Source organism: uncultured Methylobacterium sp. (assembly GCF_964244095.1).
Classification (GTDB): Bacteria; Pseudomonadota; Alphaproteobacteria; order Rhizobiales; family Beijerinckiaceae; genus Methylobacterium.
The window spans coordinates 1-14,277 of sequence record NZ_CAXTHR010000003.1 but is presented as its reverse complement, the minus strand read 5'-3'; the positions used below and the strand labels follow the sequence as shown (position 1 = coordinate 14,277).

17 protein-coding genes are annotated in these 14,277 nt (G+C 67.9%); 12 read left to right on the top strand and 5 right to left on the bottom strand.

Annotated elements, in window-relative coordinates; genetic code table 11:
* Positions 1–5: 5 nt before the first annotated feature.
* Complete coding sequence (locus tag ACFE86_RS00875) at positions 6–317, top strand: hypothetical protein (RefSeq protein ID WP_375453436.1); 312 nt, start codon at positions 6–8, stop codon at positions 315–317.
* A gap of 49 nt (positions 318–366) precedes the next feature.
* Here ACFE86_RS00875 and ACFE86_RS00870 read toward each other — a convergent pair whose 3' ends face one another.
* Both ACFE86_RS00870 and ACFE86_RS00865 read right to left on the bottom strand, forming a co-directional pair.
* Complete coding sequence (locus ACFE86_RS00870; RefSeq protein ID WP_375453435.1) at positions 367–930, bottom strand: hypothetical protein; 564 nt, start codon at positions 928–930, stop codon at positions 367–369.
* A 27-nt stretch (positions 931–957) separates the two neighbouring features.
* Positions 958–1,914 (bottom strand): hypothetical protein, encoded by a 957-nt coding sequence (locus tag ACFE86_RS00865; RefSeq protein WP_375453434.1) that lies wholly within the window; start codon positions 1,912–1,914, stop codon positions 958–960.
* 147 nt (positions 1,915–2,061) lie between these two features.
* Here ACFE86_RS00865 and ACFE86_RS00860 point away from each other — a divergent pair, with 147 nt between their 5' ends.
* From ACFE86_RS00860 to ACFE86_RS00825, 8 genes are all read left to right on the top strand, one after another.
* Positions 2,062–2,310, top strand: coding sequence for a hypothetical protein (locus ACFE86_RS00860; RefSeq protein WP_375453433.1), 249 nt, complete (start codon positions 2,062–2,064; stop codon positions 2,308–2,310).
* The gene (locus ACFE86_RS00855) at positions 2,307–2,873 is read left to right on the top strand and encodes a GcrA family cell cycle regulator (RefSeq protein WP_375453432.1); all 567 of its coding nucleotides are present in this window, start codon (positions 2,307–2,309) and stop codon (positions 2,871–2,873) included. The genes ACFE86_RS00860 and ACFE86_RS00855 overlap by 4 nt, the downstream gene beginning before the upstream one ends.
* On the top strand, positions 2,873–3,397 hold the full coding sequence (locus ACFE86_RS00850) for a hypothetical protein (RefSeq protein WP_375453431.1): 525 nt from the start codon (positions 2,873–2,875) through the stop codon (positions 3,395–3,397). Before ACFE86_RS00855 ends, ACFE86_RS00850 begins: the two co-directional genes overlap by 1 nt.
* A gap of 12 nt (positions 3,398–3,409) precedes the next feature.
* On the top strand, positions 3,410–3,712 hold the full coding sequence (locus tag ACFE86_RS00845) for a hypothetical protein (RefSeq protein ID WP_375453430.1): 303 nt from the start codon (positions 3,410–3,412) through the stop codon (positions 3,710–3,712).
* Between the two features lie 10 nt (positions 3,713–3,722).
* On the top strand, positions 3,723–4,649 hold the full coding sequence (locus ACFE86_RS00840) for a hypothetical protein (protein WP_375453429.1): 927 nt from the start codon (positions 3,723–3,725) through the stop codon (positions 4,647–4,649).
* A gap of 94 nt (positions 4,650–4,743) precedes the next feature.
* Complete coding sequence (locus ACFE86_RS00835) at positions 4,744–6,072, top strand: hypothetical protein (protein ID WP_375453428.1); 1,329 nt, start codon at positions 4,744–4,746, stop codon at positions 6,070–6,072.
* Positions 6,069–6,371 carry a hypothetical protein gene (locus ACFE86_RS00830; RefSeq protein WP_375453427.1) on the top strand — a complete coding sequence of 101 codons (303 nt, stop codon included), beginning with the start codon at positions 6,069–6,071 and terminating at the stop codon, positions 6,369–6,371. The genes ACFE86_RS00835 and ACFE86_RS00830 overlap by 4 nt, the downstream gene beginning before the upstream one ends.
* Positions 6,372–6,400: 29 nt before the next feature.
* Positions 6,401–7,276: a hypothetical protein gene (locus ACFE86_RS00825; protein WP_375453426.1), complete on the top strand. Its 876-nt coding sequence runs from the start codon at positions 6,401–6,403 to the stop codon at positions 7,274–7,276.
* 184 nt (positions 7,277–7,460) lie between these two features.
* Here the strand turns inward: ACFE86_RS00825 and ACFE86_RS00820 are convergent, their stop codons facing one another.
* Positions 7,461–8,021 (bottom strand): metallophosphoesterase family protein, encoded by a 561-nt coding sequence (locus tag ACFE86_RS00820; RefSeq protein WP_375453425.1) that lies wholly within the window; start codon positions 8,019–8,021, stop codon positions 7,461–7,463.
* Positions 8,022–8,540: 519 nt separating this feature from the next.
* On the opposite strand from ACFE86_RS00820, the gene ACFE86_RS00815 reads away from it, so the two are divergent.
* The gene (locus ACFE86_RS00815) at positions 8,541–9,788 is read left to right on the top strand and encodes a tyrosine-type recombinase/integrase (RefSeq protein ID WP_375453424.1); all 1,248 of its coding nucleotides are present in this window, start codon (positions 8,541–8,543) and stop codon (positions 9,786–9,788) included.
* A 3-nt stretch (positions 9,789–9,791) separates the two neighbouring features.
* Here the strand turns inward: ACFE86_RS00815 and ACFE86_RS00810 are convergent, their stop codons facing one another.
* Positions 9,792–10,556, bottom strand: coding sequence for an abortive infection family protein (locus ACFE86_RS00810; protein WP_375453423.1), 765 nt, complete (start codon positions 10,554–10,556; stop codon positions 9,792–9,794).
* Positions 10,557–11,623: 1,067 nt separating this feature from the next.
* Here ACFE86_RS00810 and ACFE86_RS00805 point away from each other — a divergent pair.
* Both ACFE86_RS00805 and ACFE86_RS00800 read left to right on the top strand, forming a co-directional pair.
* A complete protein-coding gene (locus tag ACFE86_RS00805) occupies positions 11,624–12,100 on the top strand; it encodes a BLUF domain-containing protein (protein WP_375453422.1) in 477 nt (158 codons plus the stop codon).
* A gap of 549 nt (positions 12,101–12,649) precedes the next feature.
* Positions 12,650–13,540, top strand: a complete 891-nt coding sequence (locus ACFE86_RS00800; RefSeq protein WP_375453421.1) for a B12-binding domain-containing protein — start codon at positions 12,650–12,652, stop codon at positions 13,538–13,540.
* A gap of 259 nt (positions 13,541–13,799) precedes the next feature.
* Here the strand turns inward: ACFE86_RS00800 and ACFE86_RS00795 are convergent.
* On the bottom strand, positions 13,800–14,277 hold a 478-nt coding region (locus ACFE86_RS00795), incomplete at its 5' end, for a transposase (RefSeq protein ID WP_375453420.1).

Genomic DNA, 14,277 nt, shown 5'->3' with positions numbered 1-14,277 from the left:
ACGCCATGAGCCACCACGTCGCGCACATCACCGGGGACGTCGCCGGCAGGGGGCTTCAAGCGGCCGGCATCCTCATCGGGGCCGCACGTCAGCATGCAGCCCGCCGAGAGGCCCGTCGCCTCGACGACCTCGGGGCTGCCGAGGCTCTGGCGGTCGAGCTCGTCCGGGTCCGCCGGATCGCGGCACAGGCACAGGCCGAGACCCGCCGGGCCCGCCAGGAGACGGCCGCCCTTGCCGCGGAGATCTCCCATGCCGCGGCTCGGGCTGACCGCGCCGAGGCCGCGCTCGCCCGTCTCCTGCGGGCGATCCACGCATGAGAAAGCCCGCCGGGTCGACCCGGCGGGCTCCGCGTAGGTCCGGTCTATGTCAGCGAAAGCGAGGGCCCGCGGGGGCATATCCGAGGTCCTGCAGGACGTCGTTGAGATCGACCCTCATCGACCCCTTGCCCGCGCTTCCCTCGCCGGCGCGGTGGACATGGGCCTGAGGCGTCGACCGCGTGGGCTTGAGGACATAGCCTAGGCTCGGGAGGCAGCCGCCGGTCCCCGAGAGCACGTGCTGCTGGATCAGCCGCGCCGCGAGGTCGTGGCCTGCCAGGCGCCTGAGCTGGACGGGGTCCTGCCCGTCCAGCCATGCTGCGACGACGGCCGGCAGGGGTGCCAGGGCGGGCATGCCGACGGGCCGACGCCCCACGCGCTGGGCGGCGTGGTCCTTCACGAGCCAGCCGAGATCCGGGGTGGCCTCCTCCTCGGCCGCAGCCTCCGGCGTGGGCGGCGGCTCCTGGTCTAGGACGGCCTGCGCGAGGCCGGCCGCCGTCGGCCTCGGCGCGATCCCCACCAGGCCGAGAATCCCCAGCACGATCGCCGCGATCAGCGCGTAGAACCGGTCGAGCATCGCGGCCAACGCTAGTGCCGCCTTCTTCGCCTTGTCCATGGCCTGTCTCCCTTGTGTGTCCCGCCATCAGGATCCCGCAGCGGCCAGCAAGGGACCAGCGGCGAACCGTGCGCGCCGGGGCGCCTTCCGAACTGGGGCCTCGCCGAAGCACCTGATGGCGAGGGCGTCATCGAGCTGGAGACGGTGTCCGAACAGGAGGGCTAGCGCGTGGGCGGCCTGTCCGCGGTCGAGGTGTTCCATGTCCGACAGAAGGTGCCCGCCCCAGCAAGTCGCCTGGCTCCACCCCTCGGAATTCCGGGTCGAGGCCCAGTCGCTGTCGAGCGCGGACAGCACTCGGCAGGCCTCGTGCGCGGCGGCGATGACGTCCGGATCCTCGGCCCGGGCATACCACTGCGCAAGCCATGGACGAGCCAGACGCTCCCGAGCCCGCTCGGCGTTGCCCGCCGCGTTGCCGAGGTAGCGCTCGCCGTAGCGGCAGGCCCACTCGCCCCACTCGGCCTCCGCGAGCAGCTGGCGGGCCTCGCCCAGCTTCCTGCCGAGCTGCCAGGGATGCTCGGCGACCACGCGCTCCAGGGCCGAACGAATCGGGGCGGCGCGCTCGGCGTGGAGGCCGACCTCGCGGGACCAGCGCTCCTCCCGGTCCCGTTCCTTCCTCTCCCGGTGGGCGACCTCGGCCGCGATGGCCCCGTCGACCCGCGCCTGCAGGGCCGGCACGTCGATCGGGGCGAGGTCGGGGATCCGCCACCAGCACGGCTGGATGCCCTCCCGCTCGATGACGCTCGTCCACGAGTACCCGACGGCATCCAGCGCCGGCTTCAGGGCCTTCCACGCGTCGGAGAAGGCCTGCGGGCCCTCGTTCGGCAGGGTCGGCGTGAAGAGGGCCATGACCGTCCCGTAGCGACGGTGCTCGCCGCGATCGCGCCAGACGTAGCCGAAATTCAGGGGCGGCATGGATTTGACCTCGCGCGGGCTGGTGTCCTTCAAGGTAAGCGGATCGGAGAACCAATGTAAAGTACCGGCCATTTGGCCTAGTCCGAATGGATGGGTTAGTCTTAAGACGGTCTCGCGACAAATTGGCAAGCAAATGAGCCCATTTGCCGGTTCGCAAAACCTTGAACCGGGGCTACGGTCGGCCAATACTACCGGTCCACGACACGGGAGGACTGGCGAATGGAAGGTGACTTCAAGCGGCTGACGATCGAGGAGGTGCGTGCCCTGCTGCGGGCGTCCGTCTCCGAGGCGGGCGGACAGAAGGCGTGGGCGGGCGCCAACTCGGTGTCGGAGACCACCGTCTGTGAGGTCCTGCGCGGGACCCGCCAGCCTGGCCCGAGGGTGCTCGGGCCGCTCGGCCTGCTGCGCATGGAGCCGTCTTACGCGCTGAACCCGTTCGGGGCTTCTGCATCGGAGGCACGCGCGTGACGAGGCGTATCAAGCGCGAGCCCGGGGCCCTCCCGCGTGGGCACTGGCAACCGGCCGCCGCCGAGTTGGCCGCGAGCATGTGGTCAACCACCCCGTCGGCGGCCCACGTCGCCGACGCGATCAACGCCGCGTTCGGGGTTGCGATCTCGCGAAAGTCCGTGATCGCGAAAATGCACAGGATGGGGCTGTCGTTTCAGGGGCCGGAGTTGCCCGCTCAGCTCCCCGCCGGGACGAAGGGCCAGGTGCGCCCCGATCGTGCGCGCACGGTCGCCCCGAAGGTCAGGCCGGCGCCGAAGCCGCGGGCCGTCCCGGTGCTCGTCGCGCCGCTGCCCCGGCCGGCCCCGCGCCCGTCGACGCTGCCCGAATCCCGGCGGGTGGCGATCACGGAGATTGGGGCGAGCTCCTGCCGCTACATCGCCGGCGATCCCAGGGTCGACCCGTCCTGCTGCGGCCATGCCGTCGAGCCCGGTTCGTCGTGGTGCCCCGGGCACGCGCGTCTGTGTAGCACGACCTACCAGCCGCGCGTCTCGGCCGGCTTTTCGACCTTCAGGAGGGCTGCGTGATGGGCGGCGGCATGGACATGGACGTCCCGGATCGTGAATTCGAAGACCGTCCCGATGAGGACGACTTCCGCTCGGCAGCCGAGGTCGCCGAGCTGCAGGAACTCGGCTTCCCGGTGCCGAGCGTGAAGCACCCTGTCGTGTCCGTCGAGCGCCTGGACCTCGCGGTCCTCTGGAAGTCGCTGCCCGAGGCCGACAGGGACCGGATCGGGGAGCTCGCCCTCGGCGTCATGGTGGGCGGCACGATGGCCGCCTTTGCCGAGTGGACGGCACCGGTCGTGTGCCGCGCCGGAAAGGCGCAACACGACTTGAGCATGGAAGAGCTATGCAACGGGGATCTACCCGCGGGCGTCACCGCCGCCTTGCAGGGAGTGTCCTGGCGTCTCCCGGCCTCGCTCGGACCGGTCTGCCTGCGCTGCGGCTGCAGCGAATGCGACGCGTGCGGTGAGGGATGCGGCTGGGCCAACCCGGAACAGACGCTCTGCACTCACTGCGCAAATCCGCCCCCCGACGGCATCCCGTTCTAGGAGAGAAGCCCCATGGCCGACATCTCCACGCTGCGCGGGCAGGCCCTGCGCGACAGGCTCATCGCCTCGCGCCTCGCCGTCCGCGACTACCTCGCGGCGCACCCCAGCATCGCCCTGCGCGACGCGATCGCCGAGGCCGACGTCATGGTCTCGGCCGCGATGAGGGAGGCGATCGAGGTCTACGAGTCCCTCGCTGCGGCCCCCACCGGGCCGGAGCCGGCCCCGCACGACGAGGGCGTCGCCAGGAGCGAGCCCCGCGTTGGGTTGCCCCCGCCGCGCCGGCTGCCGACGGCCCGTCCCGTTCCCCCGACCTAAGGAGAGACCCATGCCCGACGACTACACGACGATGCACAAGGCCTTCGACACGGAGGCCTCCCATGCTGCCATGAAGACCGCATTCGATCGCGCCCTCATCGTCCCGACGTACCGTAGCGAGGGCGATCGCTGGGCCTTCTACGTCGACTCCGACCTCCAGGCGCTCTTCGGCGGTGACGATGCACTGGACGCGGAGGCACTGGTCCCCCGGTGGGCCGTGCTCATGCGCCATAAGGACCTGCGCGGCGGCTGGAGATCGATCCCCGAGGGTACCGTGATCCTGGCGCACTGGCAGGGCATGGGAAATCTCCTGCACTGGGGCGCGGTGTTCGAGCTGATCACGACGGAAGCCGGACCGGACGGCCAGCCCCTGTGGCGCCGTGTCCGGAAGGAGCCGTCCTTCGTCATCGATACGAGACCCGGCCGCGATTGGCAGACGATCCGCATCCGCGGCCTGCCGCCCGAGCAACAGGCTGCGGTTTACGCCGAGGAGCAGCGGCTCAGGCGTCTCCGCGCCACGCTGGATCGCAACGCTCGGGACAGGGCCGACGCCGACATCGCGGCCGTCGTGGCCGAGATGGTGAAGAACAACCCGGATTTCGTGGCGGGCGATCAACACGCCCTGCGGCAGCGCCTTCCGGAGATCTGCCACGACCGTTCGATCGCCGCCGTCGCACCGATGATCGCCGATGCGCACCAGCGCCTCGCGATGTGCCGGTCCGACCTGAAGTCGTGGAAGAAGGAACTCGCGAACGCCCTGATCAACGTGCGCACGCGGCTGCTCCGCATCGAACGAGGGACCAGCCCCGGCGTCCTCGTCTGCCTCCAGGACCTGATGGGGCCGCCCCCGCCGGTCGCCCCCGCCGTGCTGCCCGCCGACGCCAAGGTCTGCATCCCGGCCGAGGACGAGGCCGCGCTGGCGGGGCTGGCGCTCTGAGGGCGGCCGACCAGGCTTGACGTTAACCATTTTAGACCATACATTGATGGTCTAGCTGGCGACGCCGGCTTATCCACGAAGGGAAACCTCGATCATGTTCGACCCCAACGCCTCCCAGATCACCATCACCAATACGGCCATCCTCCTGCGCGGTGCCGAGCCCCCCGCGCCGATCGTCGACCGTCGGCTCAACGGCCGCCTGCTCGTCGCTACCTCGGGGAAGAAGAACGCCTGGATCGTCCTCGACGGCGCCTTGGTGCCGACCCTGCTCGTGAAGCGCATCAAGCTCCCGTCCCGTGTCGTCGAGGAGCGGATCATCACCCCAATCGAGGACCTCGACGCGACCGTCGCGCTGGTCGAGGCCTGGGTGGTCGGCGGTGGCAGGGAGGCCGACGAGGCCGCCGTCGCCAAGAAGGCCGCCACCGCCGCCAAGCGCGCTGCGACGCTGAAGGCCAAGGCCGACGCGCAGGCCGCCGCCGATCGGGCCGAGGCTGCCGAGAAGGCCGCCGCCGAGGCGAAGGCCCGTCGCGAGGCCGCCGATGCCGCCCGCCCGGCGCTGGTGGCCGCGTGCCAGGCGATCGCCGCCGGTGCCGTCAGGTTCGTGACCTACCCCGGGTTCGATGGGGAATTCGTCGTGCGCACGCCCTACGACCCGCGCGTCGTCGAGGTCCTGCGCGCGATCTCGGGCGCACGCTGGGACGAGGCCCGCCGCGTCTGGAACGTGCCGGCCCGTTCGCACGCCGCCCTCGGGGCTCGTGTCGCCGACATCAACGCATGGTGCGCGCAGATCACCGCCGCCAACGCCGAGGCCGCCCGCGTCGCCGAGGAGGCCCGCGGAGCCGAGCGCGCCGCCCTCGCGGCCCGCCGCTTCATCGAACTCGCCGACCGGGTGCCGGCCGTCGGCACGACGCTCCGCCGAGGCGACCGGGTCGTCGTCGTCGAATCCCACGGCAAGATCTTCCGCGCCCCCGAGGACGACGGCATGCTCGACCCGTGGATGGAGGGCGAGCCCGTCCGCTACGTCTACCACCGGGACGCGACCGACGACGAGGTCGATGCGCTGAAGGCCCGTGAGCCCAAGGCCGCCCCGGCCGCTCCCGAGATGGTCGCCCAGCCTTTCCAGCAGCAGCAGGCCTGCGCGGCCGCTCCGGCTCCGCTGCTCGAAGCGGTGCATGGACCGGACGGTGCCGATGATCCCCGGCTCGGAGATCTGGCGAGCCTCCGCGACCTGCTCAGGGCCTGCTGGGGACAGCGCCCATTCGAGGCGCTGCTCGGCGACAGCGATGACGCGGCCGCTCTGTGCGAGACGATCCGGGGCGTCGAGGATCTCTACAGACGGCTCGCATCGCTGACCGGTCAGCGCACCGACATCTACGACCGCGAACATCCGGATCGCGTCGCCGCCATCCTGGTGAAGCGGTGACCGTCTCGCCAGAAGCCCTCGCCGCGGCCGGTCGGCTCCTGCTCGGCGAGGAGTGGAAGCGGCCGATGGCCCGCATGCTCGGGCCGCACCACCCGGACGGCCCCCGGGATTCGATCGATCCGCGAGTGATCTTCCGATGGGCCGCCGGTCCCCACGAGGATCAGCGCAAGGGGCGCCCGATCCCGGCGTGGGTCGGCCCAGCCCTCGTGCGCCTGCTCGACGAGAAGGCCGACCAACTCGCCCGGGACGCCGACGCGGCCCGGGCCCTCGCAGCCCGCATCCAGGGAGAGTCGACGTGAAAGCTCGTTCCGCCCCGAAGGCTGTCCCCATGACGATCTGGGACGTGATCCCCGATCCCGGCCCAGCGCTCGCCTCGCTGATCGACGACGACTTCTACCCCGGCCCCCAGCGGATCCCCATGCCGACCCGCGGCCGGAGGGTGCCGTCCCTGTTCGACATCCACCCCGACCAGTTCCCTATCCAGGATGCCGTCGCCTTCGTGGAGGAGGGGGAGGCTCCGGCGCCGCCGGACGCGATGCAACGGCTTGTCGCCTCCGGGATCGCGACCGAATTCATTGCCGGCCTAGGCGCGCTGAGGGATCCAAACTCGCCCTTCAGCCCGCGTTCGATCGCGTTCCCGGTTACGCTCCACCGGGTCGGAGGTCCATTCCAGGCGCCGATGGCCCCAAGGATCTGGCAGCTCCATCTCAGCACCCCGGCGTGCGCCGACCTGCCGTTCGTACGCCGCGTCGAGCATGTCACGGGCCTGACGGCCGAGTGGGTGCCGGACCGTGGCAGGCGATCGCTCGGGCAATGGCACCATGCTGTCGACCTGGCCACCGACGAGGGGTGGGAACGGCTCGCATCCTCGATGGAGCACACGACACCCAAGGCGGTGTCCAGGTCCGTCGGCATTCATGTCGGCTACGGGAGCCTCTCCGTGGCCAACGCTCGCCGGCTTCTCTCGGCCGCCGGCGTCGCCGAGCCCGGGACGCGGTCATGCCCAAACATCATGCCGGGCCCGAATTCAAGCTTGATGATGTCCCTCGACGGGTGGGAGGCTGTTCACGCCGTCGAGGACGGCCTCATCGTCCCGGGCAACTCGAAGAAGCGCAAGGCCGCTCACCCTTCGACCAGGCCCTCGAAGAGCACGGCCGAGATCGTGGCACCGTCCGGGACGTCCCCGAGCCTGGCGAGCCGATAACGGGGGCGTCGGCAACACCGGAAATAGTCGACCCCTACGCGGGGCTCCCCCGGCCGGAGATGGGCGTTCATCGCCGCGACGGCCGCCTCGGTCTCGGCGAGGGTCATTCCGATCGAGACGCGGCCGCAGTGGAGGCACGTCACCGCTCCCGCCGGCGGCTCGGAGTAGGGGTATTCCCCGCGCATCACGCGGCCTCGGCCAGCGCGGCGACGGCGGCGGGCCCCGTCTCCAGGGCGGCGTTCTCCGCGAGGCGCTCAAGAATTTCGGACATCGTCACCGGCCGCATTTGCCAATCGTCGACGCCGACATCGAGCGAGCGGGCGGTCCCGGGCAGCGAGCCATGGCTGTGCCCGTAGGCGTGGATCGCCCCCTGGTGGAACCTGTTCCACGTCCGCTGGGCATAGTGCGAGAGCACGATTCGGACGCCCTCGACGACCGGCTCGGCGCGCTCCTGCTGGGAGTACCACGGCAGCACCTTCGTGCGTTCGTGGTCGTGGTTGCCCCAGACGAGATGCTTCCTTCCGTGGAGCCGCCTGAACACGGACTGGTAGTAGCTCGCGCTCCCCTTGTAGCCGAAATCGCCGAGGTGCCAGACCTCGTCCTCGGGGCGCACCCTGTCGTTCCAATGGGCGATCGCGCGCTCATCGTGCTCCTCGATCGAGGCGAACGAGCGGGGACGGTTCATCTTCGGGCTGAGGATGCCCTTGTGCGCGAAATGGGTGTCGGCGGTGAAAAAGGTACGCATGGCGGCCTCCAAATCGGAGGCGCGGCGGCTCTCCGGGGGTCAGCGGGACGGGCGGGGAGGGCGCAATATTTTCACGGGTGGTCTCCTGATGCGGCAAGACTGCCAGGGCCCCGGGCGGCGGGCAAGGCGATGCTGTCGATGTGGTTGAAGTTTCCCTGGACCTCGAAGGTCAGCCCAGGTGGATAACCGGCATCGCTGTTAACCGAGCGCTTCCTTAGCCGTTGCGACTGCACAGCGGGTGATTCAGAATCCCGTCATGACATTCCAGTTCCTCCTCGGAACCTTCGATTGGTCCGAAGGCGCGAGCGCCAAGGCGCGGCGTGCCGAGCCCGACACGCTCATCCCGCTCGACGTCGCCGTATGGGCGCCGGAGGTCGCGAACGACGTCGGGCTACCCGTTTTCTCCGTCGTGCAGCTGCGGGCAGCGACGCGCGCCCCGGAGCCCCATCGCCTCAAATCGATGCAGCCCGGACACGCCATCCTGACCACACGCCAGCACCTGACCGATTGGAGAAACTCGTGGCACGCCCCAAGGACCCCGCCCGCATCAAGTTCGACCTCGACAGAGGCGTCTGGGCGATCCACGACACGATCGCCGGCAAGCCGTGGAAGCGCCGAACACGACATGGCCGAGAGGATCGCCGCGCGGCTGAAGCGGAGTTCGCCGTCTACCTCGCGGAGCGGTCGCGGATAGAGGCCGAGGCCAAGGCGGAGACGCCGGACCCGGACGATCCGACGAACTCGAACCCGAAGCTCGTCAGCGTCGCCGCGTGCCTCTCCTTCTATGGCCTGCGCCAGGAGGGGACCGGCAACGCCGTCCTCGCCGGGCAGCACATCGCGCATCTGCTCCGCCACTGGAAGGGCCTGTCGCTTGCGCAGGTTCGCGGGCAAGCCTGCCGCGGCTACGTGAAGAGCCGCTGCGCCGAGACGTACACGGCGCCGGGATCGGCGAAGGTCAAGTCCATCACACCGTCGACCGCCAGGCGCGAGCTCCAGACGCTCTCGGCCGCAATCGGCGTCTGGCACAAGGAATACACCCTCACGTCCCGGCCGGTCGTCACCCTGCCGCCGGCGGCCGAGGCGCACCCGGATTGGCTGACCGAGACCGAGCACCAACGGCTGCTCAAGGCCGCGCAGGGATTCGATTGGACCTCGACGATCCTCGCCACGCGGGATCCCGTGTGGACGCCCGTCGCAGGCCGTGGCGACGACGAGGGCGAGCACCAGGCGCGCTTCATCGAGATCGGCTTCTATTCGGGCACCCGGTCCGGGGCGATCCTCGGCCTCGGCTGGAGCCGTGCGCTCGATCACGGCTGGGTCGACATCCCGGCCGTCACGCTCCACCGATCGGGCCCGATGGAGCCGAAGACGCGGAAGCGCGAGCCCCCGTGCCGGATCCACGATCGGCTCCTGCCCCTGTTCCGGGAGTGGCGCGAGGCGGACCTGGCGCGGGGCATCGACGTCGTCGTCCACGACAACGGGCGCCGGATCCTGCGGGTCAGCAAGGGGTTCGCCCTCGCCGCGGCCCGGGCCGGGCTGGACCGGCGCGAGATCGACGGGACCATGCGGATCGGCAACCCGGACCCCAAGGACGACGTGGGCCTGCCGACGCCGCACGTGCTGAGGCACACCAGGGCGACCCTCATGCTCAGGGCGGGGATCCCTCCGCATGAGGTCGGCGAGTACCTCGGCATGTCCGTCAAGATGGTTTTGGAGGTCTACGGGCATCATCACGTCGAGTACCAGCAGCGCGCCGCGGCGGCCTGAGCCTCAGGCCTTCCCGCGTTCGAGGTGCGTCTCAATGAGGAAGGTCGCCACCGCGCCGGCGGCGTTCACCGCGAGGCTTGCGTGCCGGGGGGAGGGCTTCACCGGAGCGCCCGTCTCCTTCGGCACGCCCCGGCCATGCGCGTCCGAGAACCGGTTCCGCAGGGTCCCGAGCCCGTTCACCAGATGCATCGCGCCGCCGAGGATGGCCTTGATCGGCTCCTCGGTGTGCTGGTCCGGGGCCAGGCGCAGCGCCTTCGCGACCGCTCCGTAGAGCTTGGGCAGGTCATCCTTCTCGGCGTAGGCCACGCTCCGGTCGTCGAGGATGTGCTTGATGACGGTCTCCAGCAGCGTGCGGGCGACGGTGATGGCGCCCTCCGGATCGGATGTCCGACGCGCCAGGGCCTTGGCCCATACGACATGGACCCCGTCGGCATCGAAGCTCGCCAGCGCGTCCGTGACGACGGCGTCCCCGGGGGCGCGGTTGTGGCCTTCGAGGTGGTCGATCAACGGCGTGAAGGATTCGCGGATGAAGGCGCGTCGCTCCTGGTACCGACCGAGCTTCTCCTTGATGAAGGGCCAGAACACGTCGAGCGTGCGGGACGTCCGCACGTAGGCCGGCAGCAGGGCCTTCATCTCGTCGTCGGCGAGGAATTCCCGGCGCAGGTACTCGTAGACGTGGCCGTCGCTGGACCGGCCCGTCGCGTGCTCGATGAGGATGCCCTCCATCATCGCGACCCGCTCCAGCCGGCTCTCCGGAATATCGTCCACGCAACGGCTCTCCGGACGGTCCCGGGCCCGGGCCGGAAACGGGTTGGAAACCCCGTGTCTGGGTTGGTTTGGGCCGACACGGGAGCGATCGGCATCGAACGGGGAAAGAGGGTTTCCCTAGGCGCGCCGTGCCGCTAAGACGGCATCATGGATCAGGGCCCTAGCGTTGCCAAGGTTGGGGTCGAGGGTTCGAATCCCTTCGCCCGCTCCAATTTATCAAAGTGAATCAATGATTTATGACAAGCTGCCTCTGGGCGGCTTTTCTCGTTTTGGAACTGGGGTGCCGTTTGGGGTGTCGCTTATAGCCGGTTGTGCGTCGCCCCTCGCTGCGCGCGATCAGGTTGCCTTAAAGACGCGCTTCACAACTAAGCGCCGCCACGACATCCTCATGCGGGCCAGGACACGAAGGCTCATGTTTGGGGGATCGGACAATTCGGATCACAAAGAAGCTCGTCCGCAACCAACGTGACCAGCCCAACGCGAAGCTCGGATTCGGGGCGACACCGCTCACTGCGTTCTTTCAATCCCTCGGGGAAGCGATGTTCGGCGAGCGTTGGGTAGACGCTCCAGTTCCAGCGGCGACGGAACCCAACCGCGTCGGCGTCGAAGGACCCATCTCGCGAACCATGCAAGTCGTCGAGCAGATGCGATTGGGCCTACAGTCGGAAGAGATCACCGCAGCCGTCCACCTTCGCTTGCCTCCGCGACAGCCGTCGGAAAGCGATGAGGTTGCGTTCGATGATGGTGAGGATGCAGATCGTCACTACCCTATCGCCGCTTGGGCGTGGGATGGGGACTGGCCGGCCAGCGTGACGGACTGGACGACCTCGGAAATGCGGGTCCACATACGGCACGTGCATGGTGCCGAGGGCATGCACCATGGCCGTCACCGAATTGGTCGGACCGAGGGCGAGCGCGCTGGTGGGCTCGTCGAGTAGCAGCACCTTCAGTGTCCGCGCGACGGCCTGAACGACCGGATTCGATTACAAATCAGGTCAGTTGAGCTATCCTGCCGCTCACGCCACGGGCGGAACGGCCTGCCTAGCATAAATGAAGCGAGCCCATCCATGTTCGACGAATACGGCTTTTTCCGCGGCGCTCAGTTGGACGAAGCCGGGTTGCCCGCGCTTTATCATTTCGTCTACTGCAGCCGCGCCGCCGACGGCGTCGACGACGCCGAGGTCGGCCGCATCGTCGAGTCGGCCCAGCGCTACAATCCCGCCCACGGCATCACCGGGGTGCTGGTTTTCGGCAGCGGCGTCTTCTTCCAGTGGATCGAGGGGCCGCCCGCCCGGGTAAAGAAGCTGATCGCGAGCCTGCATGGCGATCCGCGCCATTACGACATCGTCTCGCTGGACCAAAGCGAGGAACAGCGAGAGCGTCTCTATCCGAATTGGGACATGGAGAGGGTCGAAGCCGAGGACATTCGCCTGGTACTACAGGACGCGCTTGAAAGCACTGAAGACAAGAACAATGTCGCGGCACTGACGCGGATTCTCAAGCAACTCGATTCGGGGCCGCTGGATTCGCTTGGGCGAAGCTGATCGGGCCAGCAACGGGTAGGCTCAAGCCGATCCGTCATTGGCGTTGTGGTGACGTGATCTATCCGCATACACGTCGCCAGAACGCGTTTGCGCGACGCGCGTTGCGAAAGGCACCGGGTGCGTGGATTGCCGATCGTCGCCGCAGCGACCGCGAGTGGGATACGGGCGGCTCGTTGTCTCTTACCTGTCAGGATCATCAATACACGCAAGGGCTTTGGCTGCTAACCGCGTTAACGGCTTTCAGTTGGTTGCTCGCAGCGGCCATATAGGTTGGGTCGATACCTGCCGGTCCGCTTTACGATTGGATCGTGCCAGCTTCGGCTATCGCTCAACGTTAGGAATGCTGCCATTTTGTGGACATCGTACATTCCTTGAGTTGGTTCGCTCAGAAACATCGTCGCTTGCCAGGAGCCGAAAAACCGGCCAAGCGCGACGGGAAGGGCGCTTGCTTTACAACTCGGGCATTTGGGTCTCTGTTGTCGCATTGAACGCGCTGCACGACGGTCAACACCAAACGGGGATTCCACCCCGGACCATGGGGATGAGGCAATGCTGGATCAAGGATCACCCCACCGGGAGTGGGCCGGTCTTATCACGGCGGGAATCGCTGAAGCTGCGTATGTCCGCGAGAACTATGCACGACGACGATCCGCTGACGAGGCACGACAGCGAACCCTGGCGCTCGGCCGCATCGTCCAGACGGACATCATCCCCCGGCTGATGTTGCTTGATCGCGGCGAGAGACAGGTCCGTTCGGACGTCCTGCCGAAGCTGGATACGGAAGCGGTCGCGGGTTTCACGGACCTGATCCTCGGGCACGATGTCACTGCTCTCATGGGTGCCTTCTCCGCCTTGACGAGGAAGGGCTATTGCGTCGACGACCTGTTCCTTGACCTGCTGGCGCCCTCGGCGGCCTTGCTGGGACGCATGTGGGATGACGACCTGTGCGACTTCATCGAGGTCACGGCCGGCCTCGCCCAACTCCAGTTCCTTTTGGCTACGTTCCGCACGGATGGAGGCATCGCGCCCTACGATAGCGAGCGCCGTATCCTCCTGATGGGGGCACCGGGCGAACTCCACACCTTCGGCCTAGCGATTGTCGAGCAGTTCATGCGTAAGGCCGGCTGGCATGTAGCCAGCGGCCTTGCCTCCAGTCCCGAGGAAATCGCCGACCTCGTAGGTTCGGAACTGTTCGGCGTAGTGGGCCTAACACTGAGTCGGGAGAGCCACCTCGATCAACTCGCTGCCTCGATCCGTGCGGTGCGACGGGCGTCGCTCAACCCCTCAATCGGCGTCATGGTCGGTGGACCGGTTTTCCTTGAGCATCCCGAATACGTCGAACGGGTCGGTGCCGATGCTTCGGCGGTCGATGCGCCCACCGCCGTGCTTCTTGCGCAAAGGCTGCTCTCATACCCAGATTCTGAGGGCTTAACAGCATAAGAATCTCAAGGTCTGGAATATCACGCCAGCGCCTTTGAAATCTTTCTATCGAAAGAATGATTGCAGACTTCTTTGTCAGTTATAATCATTGATGGAGCTTGGCAGAAATGATCTTTGCTCAAATCATTTATGACTCGCAACCATTTGGATTTGATCAAGCAATTCTCAATGGTATCCTCTCTCAATCGTAGCGATGCAATTTGCGTGATGGAATTACCGGCGCTCTCATTGTAATTACCCACCCGTGTGACCGCAGGGTTCAGGCGCCGACGGTTTTGAGGATGGTGCTGAAGGGGCCGCTGCCTGTGAGGCGGGCGGTATCGACGACGGTGCGGATGTCGGCTTCGCCCTCGGCGGCCCACATCGCGCGGTAGCCGTTGGTGACCTTCCGCTGGACCACGGACGGGCGCAGCAGCCGCTCGGAGCCGTTGTTGGTCGGTTCGACGGCGCCGGGGCGCGCGAGGAAGACGAAGAGCTGATGGCGAGCCCGACCGATCTTGGCCTGCAGGTTGCGGGTCAGGTCGCAGCCGCTCGGCGTGGCAAGGATGGTGCCGAGCTGGCGATCCAGGCTCCGGCGCTTGGCGGCCAGCGTCGAGGTGGCCAGATCGGTGCCGTGCTCGGCCAGGGCGAACACGGATCGCAGCCAGAGCTGCAAACGCCAGGGTACGGGATCATCGCTGGTCTCGACGACGTAGGCGACGTCGCGGGCGAGATGGGCAAGGCAGGTCTGGTGCGCG

Coding starts and splice junctions, on each gene's coding strand:
- ACFE86_RS00875 (WP_375453436.1), top strand. CDS start 6: ATGAGCCACCACGTCGCGCACATCACCGGGGACGTCGCCGGCAGGGGG.
- ACFE86_RS00870 (WP_375453435.1), bottom strand. CDS start 930: ATGGACAAGGCGAAGAAGGCGGCACTAGCGTTGGCCGCGATGCTCGAC.
- ACFE86_RS00865 (WP_375453434.1), bottom strand. CDS start 1,914: ATGGCCGGTACTTTACATTGGTTCTCCGATCCGCTTACCTTGAAGGAC.
- ACFE86_RS00860 (WP_375453433.1), top strand. CDS start 2,062: ATGGAAGGTGACTTCAAGCGGCTGACGATCGAGGAGGTGCGTGCCCTG.
- ACFE86_RS00850 (WP_375453431.1), top strand. CDS start 2,873: ATGGGCGGCGGCATGGACATGGACGTCCCGGATCGTGAATTCGAAGAC.
- ACFE86_RS00845 (WP_375453430.1), top strand. CDS start 3,410: ATGGCCGACATCTCCACGCTGCGCGGGCAGGCCCTGCGCGACAGGCTC.
- ACFE86_RS00840 (WP_375453429.1), top strand. CDS start 3,723: ATGCCCGACGACTACACGACGATGCACAAGGCCTTCGACACGGAGGCC.
- ACFE86_RS00835 (WP_375453428.1), top strand. CDS start 4,744: ATGTTCGACCCCAACGCCTCCCAGATCACCATCACCAATACGGCCATC.
- ACFE86_RS00825 (WP_375453426.1), top strand. CDS start 6,401: ATGACGATCTGGGACGTGATCCCCGATCCCGGCCCAGCGCTCGCCTCG.
- ACFE86_RS00820 (WP_375453425.1), bottom strand. CDS start 8,021: ATGCGTACCTTTTTCACCGCCGACACCCATTTCGCGCACAAGGGCATC.
- ACFE86_RS00805 (WP_375453422.1), top strand. CDS start 11,624: ATGTTCGACGAATACGGCTTTTTCCGCGGCGCTCAGTTGGACGAAGCC.
- ACFE86_RS00800 (WP_375453421.1), top strand. CDS start 12,650: ATGCTGGATCAAGGATCACCCCACCGGGAGTGGGCCGGTCTTATCACG.